The sequence below is a fragment of the Pseudomonas sp. St29 genome (genome assembly GCF_001547915.1).
Taxonomy (GTDB): Bacteria; Pseudomonadota; Gammaproteobacteria; order Pseudomonadales; family Pseudomonadaceae; genus Aquipseudomonas.
This window is the reverse complement of record NZ_AP014628.1, coordinates 5803369-5824870: the sequence shown is the minus strand read 5'-3', so window position 1 is coordinate 5824870 and position 21502 is coordinate 5803369. Positions and strand designations below refer to the sequence as shown.

Annotated in this window: 17 protein-coding genes, 4 tRNA genes and 1 pseudogene; 15 read left to right on the top strand and 7 right to left on the bottom strand. The window is 62.2% G+C overall.

Annotated elements, in window-relative coordinates; translation table 11 throughout:
• Positions 1–8 precede the first annotated feature (8 nt).
• Positions 9–956, top strand: a complete 948-nt coding sequence (gene ispH, locus PST29_RS25935) for a 4-hydroxy-3-methylbut-2-enyl diphosphate reductase (protein ID WP_060844674.1) — start codon at positions 9–11, stop codon at positions 954–956.
• Here the strand turns inward: ispH and PST29_RS25930 are convergent, their stop codons facing one another.
• The gene (locus tag PST29_RS25930) at positions 957–1481 is read right to left on the bottom strand and encodes a GspH/FimT family protein (protein WP_060841161.1); all 525 of its coding nucleotides are present in this window, start codon (positions 1479–1481) and stop codon (positions 957–959) included.
• A 401-nt stretch (positions 1482–1882) separates the two neighbouring features.
• Here PST29_RS25930 and pilV point away from each other — a divergent pair, with 401 nt between their 5' ends.
• The 6 genes from pilV (at position 1883) to thiO (ending at position 5545) form a co-directional block, all read left to right on the top strand.
• Entirely contained in the window at positions 1883–2326 is a 444-nt protein-coding gene (gene pilV / locus PST29_RS25925) for a type IV pilus modification protein PilV (protein ID WP_060844673.1), read from the top strand.
• Positions 2323–3033 (top strand): PilW family protein, encoded by a 711-nt coding sequence (locus tag PST29_RS25920; RefSeq protein ID WP_060841159.1) that lies wholly within the window; start codon positions 2323–2325, stop codon positions 3031–3033. Before pilV ends, PST29_RS25920 begins: the two co-directional genes overlap by 4 nt.
• On the top strand, positions 3033–3515 hold the full coding sequence (locus tag PST29_RS25915; RefSeq protein WP_232513182.1) for a pilus assembly PilX family protein: 483 nt from the start codon (positions 3033–3035) through the stop codon (positions 3513–3515). The genes PST29_RS25920 and PST29_RS25915 overlap by 1 nt, the downstream gene beginning before the upstream one ends.
• Before the next feature lie 175 nt (positions 3516–3690).
• Positions 3691–3972, top strand: a complete 282-nt coding sequence (locus PST29_RS32015) for a hypothetical protein (RefSeq protein WP_148659676.1) — start codon at positions 3691–3693, stop codon at positions 3970–3972.
• A gap of 15 nt (positions 3973–3987) precedes the next feature.
• On the top strand, positions 3988–4389 hold the full coding sequence (locus tag PST29_RS25905) for a type IV pilin protein (protein WP_060844670.1): 402 nt from the start codon (positions 3988–3990) through the stop codon (positions 4387–4389).
• A 55-nt stretch (positions 4390–4444) separates the two neighbouring features.
• Entirely contained in the window at positions 4445–5545 is a 1101-nt protein-coding gene (thiO, locus tag PST29_RS25900) for a glycine oxidase ThiO (protein ID WP_060841155.1), read from the top strand.
• Here thiO and PST29_RS25895 read toward each other — a convergent pair.
• From PST29_RS25895 to PST29_RS25885, 3 genes are all read right to left on the bottom strand, one after another.
• A complete protein-coding gene (locus tag PST29_RS25895) occupies positions 5542–6870 on the bottom strand; it encodes a sigma-54-dependent transcriptional regulator (protein WP_060844669.1) in 1329 nt (442 codons plus the stop codon). The two genes, thiO and PST29_RS25895, sit on opposite strands and share 4 nt — an antisense overlap.
• A gap of 255 nt (positions 6871–7125) precedes the next feature.
• Positions 7126–7359, bottom strand: a complete 234-nt coding sequence (locus tag PST29_RS25890) for a PP0621 family protein (RefSeq protein ID WP_060841153.1) — start codon at positions 7357–7359, stop codon at positions 7126–7128.
• 127 nt (positions 7360–7486) lie between these two features.
• The gene (locus PST29_RS25885; protein ID WP_060841152.1) at positions 7487–8509 is read right to left on the bottom strand and encodes an outer membrane protein assembly factor BamD; all 1023 of its coding nucleotides are present in this window, start codon (positions 8507–8509) and stop codon (positions 7487–7489) included.
• 150 nt (positions 8510–8659) lie between these two features.
• Between PST29_RS25885 and rluD the strand changes: the two genes are divergently transcribed.
• The 7 genes from rluD to PST29_RS25850 all read left to right on the top strand — a co-directional run bounded on the left by rluD (position 8660) and on the right by PST29_RS25850 (position 13747).
• A complete protein-coding gene (rluD, locus tag PST29_RS25880; RefSeq protein ID WP_016964308.1) occupies positions 8660–9622 on the top strand; it encodes a 23S rRNA pseudouridine(1911/1915/1917) synthase RluD in 963 nt (320 codons plus the stop codon).
• Positions 9619–10344, top strand: coding sequence for a peptidoglycan editing factor PgeF (gene pgeF / locus PST29_RS25875; protein ID WP_060844668.1), 726 nt, complete (start codon positions 9619–9621; stop codon positions 10342–10344). The genes rluD and pgeF overlap by 4 nt, the downstream gene beginning before the upstream one ends.
• Before the next feature lie 130 nt (positions 10345–10474).
• Positions 10475–13039: an ATP-dependent chaperone ClpB gene (clpB, locus tag PST29_RS25870; RefSeq protein ID WP_060841150.1), complete on the top strand. Its 2565-nt coding sequence runs from the start codon at positions 10475–10477 to the stop codon at positions 13037–13039.
• Positions 13040–13334: 295 nt separating this feature from the next.
• Positions 13335–13410, top strand: a tRNA-Asn gene (locus PST29_RS25865).
• A gap of 9 nt (positions 13411–13419) precedes the next feature.
• Positions 13420–13496 (top strand) — tRNA-Pro (locus PST29_RS25860).
• A 5-nt stretch (positions 13497–13501) separates the two neighbouring features.
• Positions 13502–13577, top strand: a tRNA-Lys gene (locus PST29_RS25855).
• Between the two features lie 93 nt (positions 13578–13670).
• Positions 13671–13747 (top strand) — tRNA-Pro (locus PST29_RS25850).
• A gap of 96 nt (positions 13748–13843) precedes the next feature.
• On the opposite strand, the gene PST29_RS25845 is transcribed toward PST29_RS25850, so the two are convergent.
• Positions 13844–17494, bottom strand: coding sequence for a transporter substrate-binding domain-containing protein (locus tag PST29_RS25845; RefSeq protein ID WP_060845177.1), 3651 nt, complete (start codon positions 17492–17494; stop codon positions 13844–13846).
• 122 nt (positions 17495–17616) lie between these two features.
• Positions 17617–18792, bottom strand: coding sequence for an EAL domain-containing response regulator (locus PST29_RS25840; protein WP_060844667.1), 1176 nt, complete (start codon positions 18790–18792; stop codon positions 17617–17619).
• Between the two features lie 319 nt (positions 18793–19111).
• Here PST29_RS25840 and PST29_RS25835 point away from each other — a divergent pair, with 319 nt between their 5' ends.
• Positions 19112–19741: a response regulator transcription factor gene (locus tag PST29_RS25835; RefSeq protein WP_060841148.1), complete on the top strand. Its 630-nt coding sequence runs from the start codon at positions 19112–19114 to the stop codon at positions 19739–19741.
• 315 nt (positions 19742–20056) lie between these two features.
• On the opposite strand, the pseudogene PST29_RS25830 reads toward PST29_RS25835, so the two are convergent.
• Positions 20057–21267, bottom strand: a pseudogene (locus PST29_RS25830) (M24 family metallopeptidase).
• Positions 21268–21502 lie beyond the last annotated feature (235 nt).

Genomic DNA, 21502 nt, shown 5'->3' with positions numbered 1-21502 from the left:
GGCACAGCATGCAAATCAAACTCGCCAACCCCCGTGGCTTCTGCGCCGGTGTGGACCGGGCGATCGAAATCGTCAATCGCGCCCTGGAAGTCTTCGGGCCGCCGATCTACGTCCGGCATGAAGTGGTACACAACAAATTTGTCGTCGAAGACCTGCGCGATCGCGGAGCGATCTTCGTCGAAGAGCTGGACCAGGTGCCGGATGACGTCATTGTCATCTTCAGCGCCCACGGTGTTTCCCAGGCGGTGCGCAGCGAAGCCGCCGGTCGGGGCCTCAAGGTGTTCGATGCCACCTGCCCACTGGTGACCAAGGTGCATATCGAAGTGGCGCGCTACAGCCGCGACGGTCGTGAATGCATCCTGATCGGCCACGCCGGCCACCCGGAAGTCGAAGGCACCATGGGCCAGTACGATGCTGGCAATGGAGGCGCCATCTACCTGGTAGAAGACGAGAAGGACGTGGCCGAGCTGCAGGTGCGCAACCCCGAGCGCCTGGCCTTCGTGACCCAGACCACCTTGTCCATGGATGACACCAGCCGGGTGATCGACGCTCTGCGTGCGCGCTTCCCGGCCATTGGCGGGCCGCGCAAGGACGACATCTGCTATGCCACGCAAAACCGCCAGGACGCGGTCAAGCAACTGGCCGACGAATGCGACGTGGTACTGGTGGTAGGCAGCCCTAACAGCTCCAACTCCAACCGCCTGCGCGAGCTGGCCGAGCGCATGGCCACCCCGGCCTACCTGATCGACGGTGCCGAGGATCTGCAACGCAGTTGGTTCGACGGGGTCGAGCGGATTGGCATCACCGCCGGTGCTTCGGCGCCGGAGGTTCTGGTGCGTGGGGTGATCCAGCAGTTGCAAGCCTGGGGCGCCACGGGGGCCGACGAGCTGGCGGGACGCGAAGAGAACATCACCTTCTCCATGCCCAAGGAACTGCGGGTTCGCTCCCTGCTCTGATCAGCCTGCTGTCGCACACAAGGCCTGCTCGGCGGCATCGCTGCGCAGGCTGACCCGCCCGCTGCGTGACAGCACCACCTGATGACGGCTGTGCTCCCGGTCTGCCTGGCAGATGTGCAGGGTGCCGGCCTGGAAGGCGCCACTGGGCAGCAACGGGTTGCCCAATGGGCTGAAACGCACGTAATGCTGCACCGGGCGATTGCCCACAATCAGGACCTGCCCACCGCTGCGCCGCTCGATCAGCAGCGGATTCTCCGAATCCTCCGGCCCCTTGCCACTGATATCCAGAATGATGCGCCAGCCCCGGCTCCAGTCGTTGTCCAGGCCATGGATCAGCGCGGTGCGTTGATGCAGGATTGCCGCCGCCCGGGCATTGCGCAGGCCGCTGGCAAGCATCTGCGCGGAGTCCTGCTGGCGATTGGAGCGCAGCAGCTCACTGAGGGCGGCGCTGGACAGTGGCAGCAACAGCGCCAGCACCGCCAGCGCGCTCAGCAGTTCGATCAGGCTGAAACCCTTCTCATGCATGCGCTATTCCTCCCTGGAACGCCCGATTTCACGCGATAGGTACCCGCCCTTGAGCCAAAGGGCCACAGTGCCAGTCTCCGACCGGCCAGGCGTTGAACTGTTATAGCCGAGGACTTTGCCAAGGCTTGCCATGAATTTGCGTACAAAGGGTTTCAGCTAGCGGCAACCACACATCGCGCTGTGTGTTGTCGCTTGCGGCACATGCTGTGTGGGGGCGCAGGGCAATGTATTGCGGGGTGTTCCAGTCAGCGGCCTGGGGGCGACGCCGAGGCTAACCTCTGGAGGCGGCCGCATCGATTTGCGCCGTCCTGGCGCGGCTCGCCGAACTTGAGGGGCCGTCGCCTGCGGCGAGTGACCGGTGCCTGTCTCAATCGAGGTGGGAGTCATGGAGGACATTACGGATGAACCGGTGGCATGCACAGGACGGCATGTCCTTGATCGAGGTGCTGGTGGCGCTGTCGATTCTGGCGCTGGGCCTGTTGGGAGCGGCGGCGCTGCAGATCAGGGCGCTGCAGCATACCGACAGTGCGCGAATGAGCACTCAGGCCAGCTTTATCGCCTACGACATGCTCGATCGCATTCGGGCCAACGCATCTGCCGATTACACCCTTGGTACTCCCTCTGAGGGCAACACGGGCACGGTGCGGGATCAGGACCTGGTGGACTTTGCCGGCAACGTCGCCAGCTTTGGCGGGCCCGGCGCCAAGGGGCGCACCAGTGTCAACCAGCAGGTCTACACCGTTCGCATCACCTGGGACGACTCCCGTGCCGCGGGCCGGGTTGCCAGCCAGCGCAGCCTGGAAATCAGCAGCCGAGTGGCGGTGGGGCCGGGAGGCACGCCGTGAAGCGAGGCAACTGCGGTTTTGCGCTGGTGGAGATGATGCTGGCGCTGCTCTTGGGGCTGGTGCTGGTGTTGGCCGCAACCCAGGTATTTATCGCGGCAAAACACACCTACCTCAGCCAGAGCGCCGCGGCCTACTTGCAGGAGGATGGGCGGTTTGTCCTGAGCAAGATGCTCCAGGAAATTCGCATGGCGGGGCTGGCAGGGTGTTTGCGGGACGTCGACGACGCGAGTATCGCCACGGAATTTTCTCGTTACCGGGCCACCCCGATTCAGTGGGACAGTGCCGAGCACAAGCTGACCCTGATCACCGCGGATGTCGGTGAGGATGGCGGGGCGCCGACCTGGAGCCTGGTCACCGACTGCCAGCGCAGCGCGGTGGCCTATTCGGGGGCTCATCCAGGAGGTGTCGGGCAGCAGGTGTTTGCCTTGCGACGAGTGTTCTACAGCTACAAGAACCATCAACTGTTGTTCGGCAGTGGCCTGGGCAAGCAGCAGGCGGTGCTGTTGGACAACGTCGAAGCCTTTGATGTCGGGTTCGGCGTGGCCCGCTCCGCAACGGATAGCGGGGTTGCTCGCTACAGCCCGCATCCGGGGGATCCGGCGCGGATCCGCAGCGTGCGATTGCGCCTGACCCTGGCCGATCCCGACGCTCGGGTCGGCCCGCAGAGCTACACGGTGGTGGCGGCCTTGCGCAACAGGTTGCCCTGATGAGGTACCCGGCAGGATTCAAGCCCGACGGCGAACGGGGCATGGCGTTGTTGGTGAGCCTGGTGTTTCTGCTGGTGCTGAGCCTGATCGGCCTGTCATCCCTGCAGAACGCCACCTTGCAGGAAAAGATGGCCGCCAGTCTGCTGCTGCACAATCGGGCTTTCCAGGCTGCGGAGGCGGCGCTGCGCCTGGGGGAAGGCGCGGTCCGCCGGGGTGATGACTCTTTGCCGCTGTGCGCGGATCCTGTGCGGTGTGCACCTCCCGCTGAATCGACGGTGGTCAGCGGTGCCGGCTTCAATGAGGCTTCGGCGGTGACCTGGGTCGCCACCGGCGAGGGTTTTTATGCGGTGCAGAACCTGGGGATTGTCCGGAATGCACTCGGCCTGCCCCCCGACACCTCGGCCACTCTGTACCGAGTGACTGCAGTAGGGCTGGCGGGGCAGGCGCGCAGCGTGCTGGAGAGCATTTATGCCAAGTACTGATTCCGAGATGCTGCGGTGCCGGTGGCCGTTGGTGTTTGCGCTCGTGCTGCTGGGCAATGGGGGGCAGGTTGTCGCAAGCGACGTTCAGTCGCCGGTCAGGGTGGCTGATCAGGTTCCGGAGCCCTCTGGCCTATTCGGTTCGTGGTCCTTGAGTGCTGGGTGGCTCGAGACTGGCGTGTGTGGCTCAGGCCAAGCCTGCGGGAAATTGATCGAGTTGCAGGCGTTCAGCGGTAAGATGCTCGACGCCGCGCCGCTGGACGCCGACGGTGCTGGAGTCGTGACGGATCAGGAAGCCTTCTCCACGGGCACCGGGTTCGTCGATGGGTTCCCCGGCCGCGCGGGCGTTTCCAGCCATCAGCCCCGCAAGATCGTCAGCGCCCCTGGCGGCGCCAGCAGCTCCCTGGAGCAAAGGTCCAGCGGTGGCAGCCGGCGCATCCTGTGGCGACAAATTCAGTAAGCGAGATTCTTGACCATGCGCAGATCCAACCAAGGTTTTACCCTGATCGAAATCATGATCGTGATTGCGATCATAGGTCTGGTCCTGACCTTGAGCCTTCCCAGCATCACCGAATACCTGAAGAAGCCCCATCGCAGCGAAATCGCGGCGTTGCTCACCGAGCAGGCACAGCAGCTCGAACGCCACTTTTCCAAAGCCGGGGTCTACAGCAACGCCCCGGACCTGAGTGCCGGCAACGATTACTACAGCATCGCCCCGACCCTGACCGACACCGGCTTCTCGCTGACCGCATCGCCCAAGGCCGATACGCTGATGGCGGGGGACAAATGCGGCAGCTTCAGCATCGATCAAACCGGCGCCATCAGCGTCACAGGTCAAGCCGAAGTGCTGACGGCCAAGGACTGCTGGGGGCGTTGATCACGGGTTTCGGGGGCTGCGGCGCCCACTGTCTTTCTCTTGAATGGATCTGACTATGGTTGAACAACAGCAAGTGCTGGTGGTGGGCGGCGGGGTGATCGGTCTGCTCACGGCCTTCAATCTGGCGTCCCGGGGCCAGCGGGTACGACTTGTGGAGCGCTCGGACCTGGGGCGCGAGTCGTCCTGGGCCGGTGGCGGGATCGTTTCGCCGCTGTATCCCTGGCGCTACAGTCCGGCGGTCACGGCCCTGGCCCACTGGTCCCAGGATTTTTATCCACAGCTGGCGCAGCAACTGCTGAACGCCACCGGGGTCGATCCCGAGGTCCATACCACCGGGCTCTATTGGCTGGACCTCGAAGACCAGGCCCTGGCGCTGGAGTGGGCGCAACGCGAAGGCCGTCCCCTGAGTGCCGTGGACATCTCGGCGGTGCATGACGGAGTCCCGGTGCTGGGTGCCGGCTACCAGCGGGCGATCTACATGGCCAATGTGGCCAATGTGCGCAACCCGCGTCTGGTCAAATCCCTCAAGGCGGCTTTGCAGGCCTTGCCCAATGTGCGCATTGACGAGCAATGCGCGGTCAGTGGTTTTATCCACGACGGCCAGCGAGTGGCAGGGGTGCATAGCTCGCTCGGAGAGATTCGTGCCGACCAGGTGGTGCTTTGCGCTGGTGCCTGGAGTGGCGAGTTGCTCGGTAGCCTGGGGCTGGAGCTGCCCGTGGAGCCGGTTAAGGGGCAGATGATCCTCTACAAGTGCGCTGCCGATTTCCTCTCCTGCATGGTTCTGGCCAAGGGGCGTTATGCCATTCCACGACGGGACGGCCATATCCTGGTGGGCAGCACCCTGGAGCATGAGGGCTTCGACAAGACCCCGACCGCCTCGGCACTGGAAAGCCTCAAGGCCTCGGCCGTCGAGCTGATCCCTGCCCTGGCGGATGCCGAAGTGGTGGGGCATTGGGCTGGGCTGCGACCCGGCTCTCCCGAGGGGATTCCCTATATCGGACCGGTTCCCGGGTTTGCCGGCCTGTGGCTCAACTGCGGGCATTACCGCAACGGTCTGGTGCTGGCACCGGCTTCCTGCCAGTTGTTCTGCGACCTGTTGCTGGGGCATGCACCGATCATCGATCCGGCGCCCTATGCCCCTGAGGGGCGGGTCTAGTCCAGTCCTAGCTTCTTCATGCGATAGCGCATCGAACGCAGCGACAGGCTCAACCGCCGGGCCGCCTCCGTGCGGTTCCAGCGGGTTTGCTCCAGGGTCTGGAGCAGCAACTGGCGCTCCACCTGCTGCAGGTGCCGCGCCAGATCGAGATTGAGGGCGGGCCCCGGCGGGAGCTCGTCCTCAGGTTCGGGGACCGGTAAATTCAGGTCTGCCACTTCGATCCACGGACTCTCGCAAAGGGCCTGGGCCCGTTCCAGCAGGTTCTCCAGTTCACGCACATTGCCGGGGAAGCCGTAGCGCTCCAGGGCTTGCAGTGCTTGTGGGCGCAACTGTGGGGCTGGCCGGCCACTGCTGGCGGCCAGACGCTGGAGGATGTGCCGGGCCAGTAGCCCGATATCGTCCCGACGTTCGCGCAGGGCGGGAACCCGCAACTCGATGACATTCAGCCGATAAAACAGGTCCTGGCGAAAGCGTCCGGCTTGCACTTCGCTTTTCAGATCCTTGTGGGTCGCACAGAGGATTCGTACATCCACCGCCTGTTCTTCCTGAGCGCCTACTGAGCGCACGGACTTTTCCTGCAGGGTTCGCAGCAGTTTCACCTGCATGACCAGCGGCAGGTCGGCGATCTCGTCGAGGAACAGGGTGCCGCCATGAGCGGCCCGGAACAGTCCGGGCTGATCCATCAGGGCGCCGCTGAAGCTGCCCTTGCGGTGACCGAAAAACTCGCTCTCCATCAGTTCGCCGGGAATCGCTCCGCAGTTGACCGGGACAAAGGGCTGTGCGGCTCTGGGGCCTGACTGGTGGATCAATCGGGCCACTCGTTCCTTGCCGCTGCCGGACTCGCCGCTGATGTAGAGCGGCGCGAGGCTGGCGGCCAGTTTGGCAATATGCCGGCGCAGGATGACCATGGGCGGCGAATCCCCCGGCAGTTGCTCAGAGAAGCGAGTCGCCACACCCGAGTGTTGTCGTTTCAGGGCGGTGGCCACCCAGTCCCGCAGGCGCTTGAGGTCCAGAGGCTTTGGCAGCAGGTCGCAGGTTTCGGCATCCAGGGCGCTGGTTGGCGCGCAGGCCTCGTGGCTGAGCAGGGCCACCGGCAGTTGGGGATGGTGCCGGCGAATATGCTGCAGCAGCTCCAGGCCGCTGCCGTCCGGCAGGTGCAGGTCGGTCAGGCACAGGTCGAAATGCTCCCGGGCCAGGTGGCTGCGGGCTTCCTGCAGGCTGCGGGCGCTTTGGGTGTGCAGGCGCATGCGGCCCAGGGTGATCTCCAGCACAGAGCGGATTTCCCTGGTCTCATCGACCACCAGCGCTCTGTGCTGTGGATTCATGGCGGTGGCCGTCTTTCTCCGGGAGTGAGCAGCGGGCGACAGCGCTCGTGCTGTAGGCGAGAGATGAAGTCTAGGCCCGCGGGGAGGCGCGCGCAGGGGCTTGGGCGACGGTTATTTTGTCGCCAGTTGTGTGGGTTGGCGCCCCGAGTCCGGGGCTGGCAGGGCGAGGGGAAAGCAAGGGCCTTCGGTGCTGGCGCAAGGGCTCAAGGTGCGCGTGTCGGGAATGGCTACGCGCTTGAGCCCATGTCGCAGCTGTCAGCGGTCCTGGCGGCCAGGGCCTTGCTCCAGATGTGCCTGGCTGCAGTACCACTGTTGCGACAGGCTCAGCGCCCGATCCTGAGGCAGGTGCACGCCGCAGTGGGCACAGCGCACCATTGGTGTAGTGGCCGGTTCGTGGGGGCTGCGGGGTGTGGCCGCGGGGCGCTTGAACTTGCGCCAGAACCATACCGCAGCGGCAATCAGGGCGATCCAGAACAGTAGACGAAGCATGGTGACCCGCTTTGTGGGGGGAGAGAGGCGGCAGTTTAGCCAAGCGCCTGGCAGGCGCACAGGCCCAAGAAGTGTCAGGCATGAAAAAGGGAGACTTGAAGTCTCCCTTTATTTGCTGCGCTGACTGTCAGTCGAACACGCCGAAGGTCATGTAGCTGAACCAGGAACGGTCGCTGTTGTTGCCGGCGGCCTCGTGCTTTTCTTCCTCGATCGCATCGCCGTTGCTGTCTTTGGGCTTGAGCTCCGACGGGATCGCGTCCTTGGCGTCCTGGTACTGCTTCATCACGTCCTGGTTGGCGCGGGTTTCTCCCGGCGGCAGCGGTGGGCGGGACTCGATCAGGCCCAGGGTGGCCTTGCTCAGCCACGAACGGTTGTCGGCTTCCGCCACGCGCGGTACGAACTGGCCGTCCACCAGGCTTGGGTGATTCGGGTAGTTGAGCTTCAGGGTTTCCAGGCTGGTTGCAGCCAGCTCGTCCAGGTGCAGGCGCTGGTAGGCCTCGGTCATCACCGCCAGGCCGTCACCCACGGAAGGGGTTTCCTGGAAGTTTTCCACGACGTAGCGGCCACGGTTGGCGGCGGCGACGTAGGCCTGGCGGGTCAGGTAGTAGTCGGCCACGTGGATTTCGTAGGCGGCCAGCAGGTTGCGCAGGTAGATCATGCGCTGCTTGGCGTCCGGGGCGTAGCGGCTGTTGGGGAAGCGGCTGGTGAGCTGGGCGAACTCGTTGTAGGAGTCGCGGGCGGCACCCGGGTCACGCTTGGTCATGTCCAGTGGCAGGAAGCGCGCCAGCAGGCCGACGTCCTGGTCGAAGGAGGTCAGGCCCTTGAGGTAGTAGGCGTAGTCCACGTTCGGGTGCTGGGGATGCAGGCGAATGAAGCGCTCGGCAGCGGACTTGGCGGCTTCCGGCTCGGCATTCTTGTAGTTGGCGTAGATCAGCTCGAGCTGTGCCTGATCGGCGTAGCGACCAAAGGGATAGCGCGATTCCAGGGCCTTGAGCTTGGCTGTGGCGCTGGTATAGCTGTGGTTGTCCAGGTCGGTCTGCGCCTGCTGGTACAACTCGACTTCGCTCAGGTTTTCGTCAACGACTTCCTTCGATGAGCAAGCAGCGGTCAGTGCGAGGATGGCGATCAGCAGCAGGTGTTTCACTTGCATGGCGGCTTGCGTCCCTATGACGGCCGCTGTCTTGGGCGGGGCCGTCCTGTTATGATGAGCGCCCCGTTGAAAGCCTCGGGGCAAAAGACGCCGTATTTAACCACAAGCGCGCAGCCGAAACCAAAGGCTGTGCCGACGCCCAGTCCGAGCATGTCCGATAAAATTGAACTTCGCGCAGAGGTGCCGTCCGAACTGGGCGGTCAACGCCTCGATCAAGTCGCCGCCCAACTATTCGCTGAGCATTCGCGCTCGCGCCTTTCCGCCTGGATCAAAGACGGCCGCCTGACTGTGGACGGAGCGGTGATCCGCCCGCGGGACATCGTGCACGGCGGTGCCGTACTCGAGCTGACCGCCGAGCAGGAGGCCCAGGGCGAGTGGATCGCCCAGGACATCGAGCTGGACATCGTCTATGAGGACGACGACATCCTGGTGATCAACAAGCCCGCGGGCCTGGTGGTGCACCCGGCTGCCGGCCATGCTGATGGCACCTTGCTCAACGCCTTGCTGCATCACGTTCCCGACATTATCAATGTGCCTCGGGCCGGTATCGTCCACCGCCTGGACAAGGACACCACCGGTCTGATGGTGGTGGCCAAGACTATCCAGGCCCAGACCCAGCTGGTGGCCCAGTTGCAGAGCCGCAGCGTCAGCCGCATCTATGAATGCATCGTGATCGGTGTGGTCACCGCCGGGGGCAAGATTAACGCGCCCATCGGCCGTCACGGCCAGCAGCGTCAGCGTATGGCGGTGATGGAAGGCGGCAAGCAGGCCGTCAGCCACTATCGGGTACTGGAGCGTTTCCGTTCCCACACCCACGTGCGGGTCAAGCTGGAGACCGGTCGTACCCACCAGATCCGGGTGCACATGGCCCATATCAACTTCCCGTTGGTGGGCGACCCGGCCTATGGCGGTCGTTTCCGCATTCCGCCGGCGGCCAGCCAGACCATGGTCGAGTCGCTGAAAAACTTCCCTCGCCAGGCCCTGCATGCCCGTTTCCTGGAACTGGATCATCCGACCACCGGTGAACGCATGAGCTGGGAGTCGCCATTGCCGGATGACTTCGTCTGGCTGTTGTCGCTGCTCAAGCAAGACCGTGAGGCGTTCGTCGGATGAGTGACTGGCTGCTGCCTGACTGGCCCGCGCCGGCCGGGGTCAGAGCCTGTGTCACCACCCGCAGCGGCGGCGTCAGCCTGGCGCCGTTCGACAGCCTGAATCTGGGCGATCACGTTGAAGACCAACCTGAAGCGGTGACCGAAAACCGACGGCGCCTGACCGAGCGTTTCGACATTGCTCCGGCCTGGTTGCAACAGGTGCACGGGATTGCCGTGGCCCACGCTGATCCGTCGGTGGTGGCAACGGCCGATGCCAGTTGGTCGGCGACTCCGGGCATCGCCTGTGCGGTGATGACTGCCGATTGTCTGCCGGCGCTGTTCTGCAACCGAAGCGGAACCCGGGTTGCGGCGGCTCATGCCGGTTGGCGCGGGCTGGCGGCCGGTGTGCTGGAAGCCACCCTCGACAGCCTGGATGCCGCACCCGCCGAAGTGCTGGTATGGCTGGGGCCGGCCATTGGCCCGGAGCGTTTTGAGGTCGGGGCTGAAGTGCGCGAAGCCTTCGTCAGCCAGTTGGCTGCTACCGAGCAAGCCTTTGTACCAAGCGTCAATGCCGGCCGCTTCATGGCCGACATCTACCAGCTGGCGCGCCTGCGCCTGGCGGCTCGGGGGGTAACGGCGGTCTATGGTGGCGGCTACTGCACCGTGACCGACCCACGCTTCTTTTCTTACCGACGCAGCCCGCGTACCGGACGTTTTGCCTCCCTTATCTGGCTAGAGCGCTAGACTCATCTGACTTGCGTCAAGCTGCTGGCGCTTGAATCTCCCAGAATCGACCGCATCTAGAGAAACATCTGGCAGGTTTCTCTATTTAGGTGTGTCCATCGCTCCGGCCTGCTCAAAAGGAAGGTGACTAATGCGTATAGACCGATTAACCAGCAAGCTTCAGCTGGCCTTATCCGATTCTCAATCTCTGGCGGTTGGCCTGGATCATCCGGCCATCGAGCCAGCGCACCTGATGCAGGCGCTGCTTGAACAGCAGGGCGGTTCGATCAAGCCCTTGCTGATGCAAGTGGGCTTCGACGTCAACAGCCTGCGCAAGGAACTGAGCAAAGAGCTCGATAAACTGCCGAAAATCCAGAACCCCACTGGCGACGTCAACATGTCCCAGGATCTGGCGCGCCTGCTCAACCAGGCCGATCGCCTGGCGCAGCAGAAAGGCGATCAGTTCATTTCCAGTGAACTGGTGCTGCTGGCGGCCATGGATGAAAACAGCAAGCTCGGCAAACTGCTGCTGGGCCAGGGCGTGAGCAAGAAGGCTCTGGAGAACGCCATCAACAACCTGCGCGGCGGCGAGGCGGTAAATGACGCCAACGTCGAGGAGTCGCGTCAGGCCCTGGATAAATACACCGTTGACCTGACCAAGCGCGCCGAGGAAGGCAAGCTCGATCCGGTGATTGGCCGTGACGATGAAATTCGCCGGACCATCCAGGTGCTGCAGCGTCGTACCAAGAACAACCCGGTGCTGATCGGTGAGCCCGGCGTGGGCAAGACGGCCATCGCCGAAGGCCTGGCCCAGCGGATCATCAATGGTGAGGTGCCCGATGGCCTGAAAGGCAAGCGCCTGCTGTCCCTGGACATGGGGGCCCTGATTGCCGGTGCCAAGTACCGCGGCGAGTTCGAAGAGCGCCTGAAATCCCTGCTCAATGAGCTGTCGAAGCAGGAAGGCCAGATCATTCTGTTCATCGACGAGCTGCATACCATGGTCGGCGCCGGCAAGGGCGAAGGCTCCATGGATGCGGGCAACATGCTCAAGCCGGCGTTGGCCCGTGGTGAGCTGCACTGCGTGGGTGCCACCACGCTCAACGAGTACCGCCAATATATAGAGAAGGATGCGGCCCTCGAACGGCGCTTCCAGAAAGTGCTGGTGGACGAGCCGAGCGAGGAAGACACCATCGCTATCCTGCGTGGCCTGAAAGAGCGCTACGAGGTGCACCACAAGGTGGCGATCACTGACGGTGCGATCATCGCCGCGGCCAAGCTCAGCCATCGTTACATCACTGACCGGCAACTGCCGGACAAGGCCATCGACCTGATCGATGAGGCCGCCAGCCGCATCCGCATGGAGATCGACTCCAAGCCGGAAGTGCTGGATCGCCTGGAGCGGCGCCTGATTCAGCTCAAGGTTGAATCCCAGGCCCTGAAGAAAGAAGACGATGAGGCCGCGATCAAGCGCCTGGAAAAACTCCAGGAAGAGATCGTCCGCCTGGAGCGTGAGTACGCTGACCTGGAAGAAGTCTGGACCTCGGAGAAAGCCGAAGTGCAGGGTTCCGCACAGATTCAGCAGAAGATCGAGCAGTCGCGTCAGGAACTGGAAGCGGCCCGACGTAAAGGCGACCTCAATCGCATGGCCGAACTGCAGTACGGGGTGATCCCGGATCTGGAGCGCAGCCTGCAGATGGTCGATCAGCACGGCCACAGTGAGAATCAGTTGCTGCGCAGCAAGGTCACCGAGGAAGAAATTGCCGAAGTGGTGTCCAAGTGGACCGGCATCCCGGTGTCGAAAATGCTCGAAGGCGAGCGTGACAAGCTGTTGAAGATGGAAAGCCTGCTGCATCAGCGGGTGATCGGCCAGAACGAGGCCGTGGTCGCGGTATCCAACGCGGTACGCCGCTCTCGGGCCGGGTTGTCCGATCCGAACCGTCCCAGCGGCTCGTTCATGTTTCTCGGCCCGACCGGGGTCGGCAAGACCGAACTGTGCAAGGCCCTGGCGGAATTTCTCTTCGACACCGAAGAGGCCATGGTGCGGATCGACATGTCCGAGTTCATGGAGAAACATTCCGTGGCTCGCCTGATCGGTGCGCCACCGGGCTATGTCGGTTACGAAGAGGGCGGCTATCTGACCGAAGCCGTGCGTCGCAAGCCGTACTCGGTGATCCTGCTGGACGAAGTCGAGAAGGCGCACCCGGATGTGTTCAACATCCTGCTGCAGGTGCTCGAAGATGGTCGCCTGACGGACAGCCACGGACGTACTGTGGACTTCCGCAACACGGTGATCGTCATGACCTCCAACCTGGGCTCGGCACAGATCCAGGAGCTGGTGGGGGACCGTGAAGCACAGCGGGCAGCGGTGATGGATGCAGTGTCCACTCACTTCCGGCCGGAATTCATCAACCGTGTCGACGAAGTGGTGATCTTCGAGCCTCTGGCGCGGGATCAGATCGCGGGCATCACGCAGATCCAGCTGGGGCGCCTGCGCAGCCGTCTGGCGGAGCGCGAGCTGAGCCTGGTGCTGAGCGACGAAGCCTTGGACAAGCTGATCGCCGTGGGTTACGACCCGGTGTATGGCGCGCGGCCGTTGAAGCGGGCCATTCAGCGCTGGATCGAGAACCCGTTGGCCCAGTTGATCCTGTCCGGTGGTTTCTTGCCGGGCGCTACAGTTACCGCCTCGGTGCAGGACGACGAAATCGTCTTTGCCTGAACCTTGGGTGGCCGCTGAGTAAAAAGGCCTCGCCTGGCGAGGCCTTTTTTTTCACTAGGGTGTTGAACTGTAAGGAAAAGGCTTGTAAAGTGCGCCCCGCAGTCAGTCACCCCCCTAGGTTTTTTCTGATGTAGAAGAAACCGGCAATGAAGTCGCAAATCATTGTCTTAAAAGCAATTTAAGGGGTTGACAGGTAGTTTGAAGATTGTAAAATAGCGCGCCTCAGAGGCATGAACGTAGCGATACGGACAAGCCGAAGAGGATGAAGTAAAAGTTGTAACTTGAAATATGTAGTTCCGTGATAGCTCAGTCGGTAGAGCAAATGACTGTTAATCATTGGGTCCCAGGTTCGAGTCCTGGTCACGGAGCCAATTTCAAACCGGGGTATAGCGCAGTCCGGTAGCGCGCCTGCTTTGGGAGCAGGATGTCAGGAGTTCGAATCCCCTTACCCCGACCATTTTTGGGTCGTTAGCTCAGTTGGTAGAGCAGTTGGCTTTTAACCAATTGGTCGTAGGTTCGAATCCCACACGACCCACCATTTTTGAGACCAGTTCGCTGGAATCGAATCTTAAGATCAGACGCCAAAAGCTCTGTTCGCAGAAGGCGCCTTTTAAAGGTGCCTTTTTTTTACCGGGGTATAGCGCAGTCCGGTAGCGCGCCTGCTTTGGGAGCAGGATGTCGGGAGTTCGAATCCCCCTACCCCGACCATATTCACGAAGAAGGGCACCTCTTGAGGTGCCCTTTTTCGTTTGTCTGCAAAAATGTCGTGCCCCGGGGCGGCAAGCCATGCTACGCCCCTTGTGCTCATTCGACGGGCAACGCCTCCCAGACCCTGCGCTGTTCCAGCAGACGCCGCTCCAGGGTCACGATTGCCTGTTTCACCTGCTCTACGCACTCCCTGACCGTCTCCAGAGCCAGCTCCGGGCTCAGGCAGGCGTCTTCCAGCTGGCGACAGCTCTCGACCAATTGTTCGCCCTTGACCACTCGCGCAGCGCCCTTGATGCGGTGCGCCAGCTCTGCCAGTTCCACGGTGGCCTGTTCCTCGAGCAAGGTGTCGAGGCTCTGCATGTCCATGCGATTGTTGCTCAGCAACTCACTGAGAATGTGGTGCAGCATCGTCGGCTCGCTGCCCACCAGGGTGTGCAAGGACTCCAGATCGAATACCCGGGAGGAGCGGGGGCTGGCGGGCTTCGAACTGGCGAGGCTTTCCTGCTCGCCCTCATCGGCCTGCCCCATGGCCAGCAGGCGTTCTTCCAGCTCGTCCAGGCTGATGGGCTTGATCAGGCAGTCGTTCATTCCCGCCTGGATGCAGCGTTCCACCTCCTCCTGCTGAGCGTCAGCGGTCAGGCCGATGATCATCATCGGCTCCGCGGCATTGTCCCGTTCATCCTGGCGAATCGCCCGGGTCATCTCGGCCCCGTTCATGATGGGCATGTGGCAGTCGGTGATGATCACGTCGAAGTCCTGCTCACGCCAGATGTGCAGGGCCTCCAGACCGTTTTCCGCCTCGAACACGTCATGTCCGAGGAAGCACAGTTGCTGCTGCAGGACCTGGCGGTTCACCGGATGATCGTCCACCACCAGGATCTGCAAGCGGTACATGTGACGCTTGTTGACCGGGGGCAGGCGCTCGGCTGCGGCCACGCGCTCCAGTGTCTGCAGACGCAACTCCACATTCACCCGGGTGCCGTGTCCCACAGCGCTGCTCATCGATACCTGGCCCCCCATCATTTCGCACAGGGAACGGCAGATCACCAGGCCCAGGCCTGTGCCTTCTATGTTCTGCACATTGCGCTCCACCTGGGCAAAAGGCTGGAACAGACGCTGCTGGCTGCAGGGCGAGATGCCGATCCCCGAGTCTTCGACACAGAGCCGTACCCGCAGCACTGCGTGGTCCAGCAGATCGCCGCTGATGCTCACCTTGATAAAACCGGCCTCGGTGAATTTGATGGCGTTGCTCACCAGATTGGACAGGATCTGCTTGAAACGCAGGCCGTCCACCAGTACGTCGCCGTTGATGCTGGAATCGATCTCGAGGATCAGGCTCAGGCATTTCTGTCGGGCCAGTCCTTCGAACACCCGCGCCACCGACTCCACCAGTTCGCGCAGATTGGCCCGTTTGGGCGAGAGACTCAGGCGCCCCGACTCGATACGGGCGATATCCAGAATGTCGCCGATCAGCTCCAGCAGGCTGTGCGCCGAGCTGTAGGCAATTTCAATGCTGGAGCGTTCGATCCGGTCGCTGTCGGCGCGTTTGAGCGCCAGCTCGAGAATGCCGATGATCGCGTTCATCGGCGTGCGGATCTCATGGCTCATGGTGGCCAGGAACGTGGTCTTGGCCCGGCTGGCCTCGTCCGCGAGGTTCTTGGCTTCCTTCAGCTCCTGGACCAGATGCCGATGCTTGGTGATGTCCAGCCAGCCGCAGATCACGCCCTTGGTGACGCCATTGGCATCCTTGAATGGCTGAATCCAGTGTTCGATCCAGACCTCCTTGCCCTGCAGCTTCACCGCATAGACCGATGTGATGGTCTGGCCGTCGTTGATTGCCTGCAGGTAGTTCTGATGCAGATCGGGTTGCGCCGCGAAGTGCTCGGGCGGCAGTTGCTGCACGGTGCGGTTCAGCACCTCTTCGGCGCTGAGCCCGACGCTCTCCAGGTAACTGCGGTTGCAGGACAGCATGTTGCCGTCGACATCGCGGATATAGAGCGCAGGCGGCATGTTTTCCGCCAGCGTTTCGATAAAGCGCAATTGGTCGTTGAGGGTTTGCTCGGCCTTGACCCGGCGACGCAGGTAGAAGACCCAGGCCAGTGACAGCAGGAGCAGCAGTGAGGCCCCGGCGATGATCTCGGCGATCATCAAGGCATAGTCGCGCCAGGTTTGGCTGCTCATCCCCGGGGGCGAGCGCCAGTGGCTGGCGATGGCGTTCAGGTCGTCCGCCGGGAGGCTGAGCAGGGCCTTGTCGAGGATGGACTGCAGCTCCGGGTCGCTGCGGCGCAAGGCAAAGTTGGCAGTGGCCTGGGTGGTGTGAATCAGGTCGGAGACGGCCAGGCGGTTCTGAAACAGACGGACAATGTAGTAACGCGAGGCCGGTAGGGACACCACCGCAGCATCGGCAGCGCCTTCATAGACCTTGTTCATGGCATCCAGCGAGGCACCGGCTTCGATTATCCGGGTTTGCGGATAGAGCTCGCGCACCTGTTGCAGCGTGACATGGCCGCTCGGTATGGCCAGGCGCTTGCCGATCAGTGCTCCGGCGAGCAGTGCCTTGCCGTTCTTGTCGGTTTGGGTGACGAGGACGAAGGGGCTGCTGAGAAAGGGCCGGGTGAAGCGCAGATTGTTCTCGCGTTGTGCGCTGGCGGTCATGATGGCCAGGTCCGCTTCCGATTTACGCAGGGCTTCAATCTGTTCCGGGTAGCCGCCGTTGCGGGCGGTCACCTGGAAACGCAGGCCGGTACGTTGGGCAATCAGCTCCAGCAGTTCGGCGGTGACTCCGGAGAAAATGCCGTTGGCGTCGAAAAAGGCCACGGGTGCCAGGTCATCGTTGATCACCAGGCGGACCACCGGATTGCGGGCGATCCAGCGCGACTCCTCCGGCGTCAGCACCACCTTCTCGTCCGAGGGAATGAAGCCGCTGCCGACCCAGCGGCGACTGAGGCTGGTGAGTTTTTCCCGGCCAATGGCTTCGATGCACTGGTCGACGATGCGCAGCAGGCGCTGGTTGTCCTCCTTGAGGGCAAAGCCATAGCCACCTTCGGAAAACGCAGCGAAACGTTCGAACTTGAGGTAGCTGTAGTAGGCGCGGTTGATGCGGAAGTAGGCACTGAGCACGTCGTCCAGGTACAGATCGGCATGGCCGAAGGCCGCCGCGGCGATGGCTTCGTCGGGGTTGGGGTAGATCATCGCGTGGGCGAGCGGAAAGCGTGACAGCAGTTCGGCGCTGTGCTCCTGAGGGACGGCTACCCGCAGCCCGGCCAGGTTGGCGGACACAGGCTTCAGGTCGTCGTTGCGCCTGAACAGCGCCAGGCGACCCTCGGCGAAGGGGCGGCTGAACCTGATGCTGTCGGCAGTGGCTGGCGCGGAACTGTAGCTGCCCAGCAGATCGATGTTGGCCGTCTGCAAGGCCTGCAAGGCGGCGTCCCGGGTGGCAAACGGCACGACCTTGATGCGTATCCCGAGCATCTGCCCGATCAGGGCGCTGACGTCGGCGGAAATGCCTTCGTAGTAGTTGTCGTTGTAGCTGACATTGAACGGTGCCGACTCGGTGGCGACGGCGCCGATTTTCAACTCCGACTTGTGACGCAGCCAATGCCAGTCTTCATCCTCCAGGGCCAGATCGTGGTGATCGAGGTGAACCGTGCTGTGCAGGGTATTGGGCAATGTCGGGGGCTCGGCCGCTGCCGGTTGCACAGCGGTGAGCGCCAAGCAGAAAAACAGCCAGATAAATCGTGAATGCATGATCGCGTCGAAAGTAGGAGGGCAGGAGGACTTGAGCCGGGAGTCGTAGCGCAAGGCGCGTCGGGCGGACGGTACATGAAGCAGGGTCATGGGTCGCCACCTTGATCGGCCGTCATGAGGGGCTAGCGGCTGCAATAGGCGATGAAATGATTTTCCGGCATGGGCCGCGCGAACAGAAAACCCTGGGCGGTCTCGCACCCCAGTGCCAGCAAGCGCTCCTGCTGCTCGCGGGTTTCCACCCCTTCGATGATCAATGACATGCCCAGCGAGCGAGCCAGCGCCACGGTGTAGCTGATGACCGCATTGCTCCTGGGTTGGTGCCCCATCTTGCGCACGAAGGCTCCATCGAGCTTGATCTGACTGAAGGGCAGTTCACACAGGCGATCCAGGCTGGCGTAGCCGGCGCCGAAATCGTCCATGGCCAGGCCGCAACCCATCACTCGCAGGCGCACCAGGTTTTCCAGACTGATGGCGGGAGCGCTGACCAGACTGCTCTCCGTGATCTCGAAAGTGATGCAGGCGCACGGCACCTGAAACAGCGTGAGCAACGAGGCAATGGATTCGGTCAGGGTCTGGGACGTCAGTTGCGAGGGGGGCAGGTTGAAGGAAAATCCCAGGGCGGTTCCTTTCTCCGCCAGTTTGCGACGCAGGGCCAGGCCTTGATCGAGCAGTTGCCAGAACAGGCGGTCCAGCAGGTGGTGGTGTTCCATGAGACACAGAAAGTGCGAGGGCGGCAGGACGCCTAGCTGGGGGTGGTTCCAGCGAGCCAGAACTTCCACCCCCAGTAGAGACGCGTCTTCGAGGGCGACTTTGGGCTGGTAATAGGGCTCGAATTCACCGTTGTCCAGGCCTCGAAGGACATCCTTCAGGGCCGGTAGCCTGGATTGTTCCAGCGGCCTGACCAGTCCGGGACGCTGGGACGGATAGCGTTTGAGCAAAGTGGTCAGCCGCTCCAGATCGAAGGGCTTGCCCAGGTCACCCAGGAAGTTGAAGCCCAGGTGCTTGATCATGGACGCGGTGGTGTGCCGCAAAATCGAATCGATCTGGCTGCAGAGAATGACCGAGTGCAGCTTGCCGCTGTGACTGGCGTTACGCAGGAAGGCCAGGCCGTCCATGCCGGACATCTTCAAGTCGCAGATGGCGATGTCCATCTTCTCGCTGTTCTCCAGCAGCGCCAGGGCCTCGCGGCCGCTGGCGGCCTGATGCACCTGCCCCGACATCACCTTTTTCAAGGCCGTCACGGTGACCAGGCGCTGCAGCGGTTCATCTTCCAGAACCAGAACATTCAAATGTTGCATTTCCGGCTCGCGTCATTATTTGTCGAGCATCTTGCTTAACAATCTGGATCGGGAGCCATAAGGCAAATCCCCACGTGTGATGAGAAATTTCCTAGTGAAAAATCAGACTGTCTGATTCCTTTGAGAGAAGTGATTAACCTCTTGTATCGTCCCTTGTTTGTCAGGAGTCTGAAATTTACTGGGCATCGCGCAGGCAACGCCTCTGTGGCAACAGTGGTTACCCAAATACGAACGTCGCATCTGATCGGGGTGCGATTGCGTTTATCTTCCGAGCGACAAGGCCGGCCCCAAGGCCAGGTTTTTAAGGTGAAGTGACAACATGCACAGCGTATTGATAGTTGACGATCATCCTGTTGTCCGGCTCGCCGTTAAGGTCTTGCTGGAAAAAAACAACATGCGGGTTGTGGCCGAAACAGACAATGGACTGGATGCGCTGGAACTGGTTCGTGAACATGAGCCGGCGGTGGTGATCCTCGATATCGGTATTCCCAAGTTGGACGGCCTCAAGGTGCTGTCACGGATCAAGGCCTTGGGCATATCCACCGAAGTGCTGGTGCTGACCTCGCAGTCCGTCGAGAGCTTCTGCAGGCGCTGCATTCAGTTGGGCGCGCGTGGGTTCGTCAACAAGGAGGAGGACCTGAGTAATCTGGTCGTGGCCATTAATGCGGTGTTGGCCGGCTATACCTTTTACCCGTCCCTGGCCGTGGATGTATCCATTCCTGCCGCGGAACAACAGACCGAGAGTGAACAGATAGGCTCGTTGACCGATCGGGAAATGATCGTGCTGCAGTATCTGGCCCAGGGTTATTCGAACAAGGCCATTGGTGAAAAACTGTTCTTGAGCAACAAGACCGTCAGTACTTACAAAACCCGTTTATTGCAGAAACTAGGCTTGGGTTCACAAGTCAGTCTGGCGGAGTTTGCCAAGCGCAATGCGTTGATTCCCTGAATTGAATCCGGCCGGCCAGTTGTAGTTTGCTCACTGGTTTGCCTGAGTCTCGATCCTTGAAGACGAGCGACACAATAGTGCGTTCTTTGTACATGACTTCAGATGTGCCGGGATCGTTCTCCGGATGGTTTACAGCACGATCTACCGAACTTCGTGGCCCATCTTGCATGGGCCACTGATACTTCCTGGTGTTTGAGAGGGTTCTTGTTGCAGGTGCCTCAGCACCCTGCCAGGTGGGGCAATGGAGCTTGCAGGCGCGACGGCGCATCGGGCCCACGGTGGTGATCCGTGTTGCCCCGGTCCAGGGGCGCAGGTTCAGGCGCCGATGATGTTGTGCCCTGGCCCAAAGGGCAGAGCGGTGATGTTTTCCGCCCCCTGGGCATTGACGATCAGGATGTCGTGCTCCCGATAGCCGCCAGCACCAGGCAGGCCCTGAGGCAGCCGGATCATCGGTTCCATGGACACCACCATGTCCGGCTCCAGCACGGTGTCCACGTCCTCGCGAAACTCCAGGCCGGTTTCCCGGCCGTAGTAGTGGTTGAGGATGCCGAACGAGTGGCCGTAGCCGAAGGTGCGGTATTGCAGAAGGTCGTGCTCCAGGTAGATCTGGTTCAACTGCCGGGCAATCTCGCTGCAGCGGGCGCCGGGCCTGATCAGTTGCAACCCGGCCTGGTGCACCTTGACGTTGATTTCCCAGAGCCGCAGATGGGCATCGGGACAGTGGCCGAGGAACAGCGTGCGCTCCAGCGCGGTGTAGTAGCCGGCGATCATCGGGAAGCAATTGAGGCTGAGAATCTCCCCCGGCCTGACCCGGCGCGACGTCACCGGGTTGTGGGCGCCGTCCGTGTTGATTTCGGATTGAAACCAGGTCCAGGTGTCCATCAGTTCGGCGGCGGGAAAGGTGCGGGCGATTTCCCGCACCATGGCCTGGGTGGCGTGCAGCGCCACTTCGTACTCCGCCACCTGATCGTGCAGCGCCTCGATCGCGGCGGCGCCGCCAATGTCGGCGATGCGCGCGCCCTGGCGGATCAGCGCTTGTTCCTCGGCGGACTTGAGCATGCGCAGGTTCATGCAGGGTCCGGCGATGTCCAGCAGTTGCGCCTGTGGATAACGTTCGGCCAGGGCCCGGTAATGGGGCAGGCTCAACTGATCGAACTCCAGCCCCAATCGCGAAGCTCGGGGCAGGGCCTGTTTGACCGCGACGAGGAAGTTGCCCCGTTGCCAGTCGGTGTAGATCACTTGAGCGTCACAGATCGCCCGGCGCCCCGGTTGACCGCCGTCGATGTTGGCGCTGATCAGCACCGTGCGCTCCTGGGTCACCGCCAGTGCGTACTGACGGCCGAAGGAGCAGTACAGGTAATCGGCGTAGTAGTTGATGTTGTGGTACGAGGTGAACAGCACCGCGTCCAGGCCTTCCTGGGCCATGTGAGTCCGCAGGGCACTCAGGCGCCGGGCGTATTCCGCGGCAGAGAAAGTGGAGGGGGCTTTTCGCCATTGCGCAACTCAAGCGTCTGGGGCATCTGCATGGCATGGGTCCTTGCTGCTATGAACGATGCGTGGCGCCACACTCGGGTGGGCCGGGACACGGCATTGCAGCAGATCGCGCAGTAGCGGGCATGTGCAGTACCGACCCCGGGTTGGCTGCAAGCGCTGTTTTGACCGCGCGCCGCCCCAGGAGCCAGGGCGCTGGCGATCCAGGCGAGCAGCGTCGAAGACAGGCCCCCCGCTACATTGCGTAGCGGGGGGCCAGGGACACGCGGG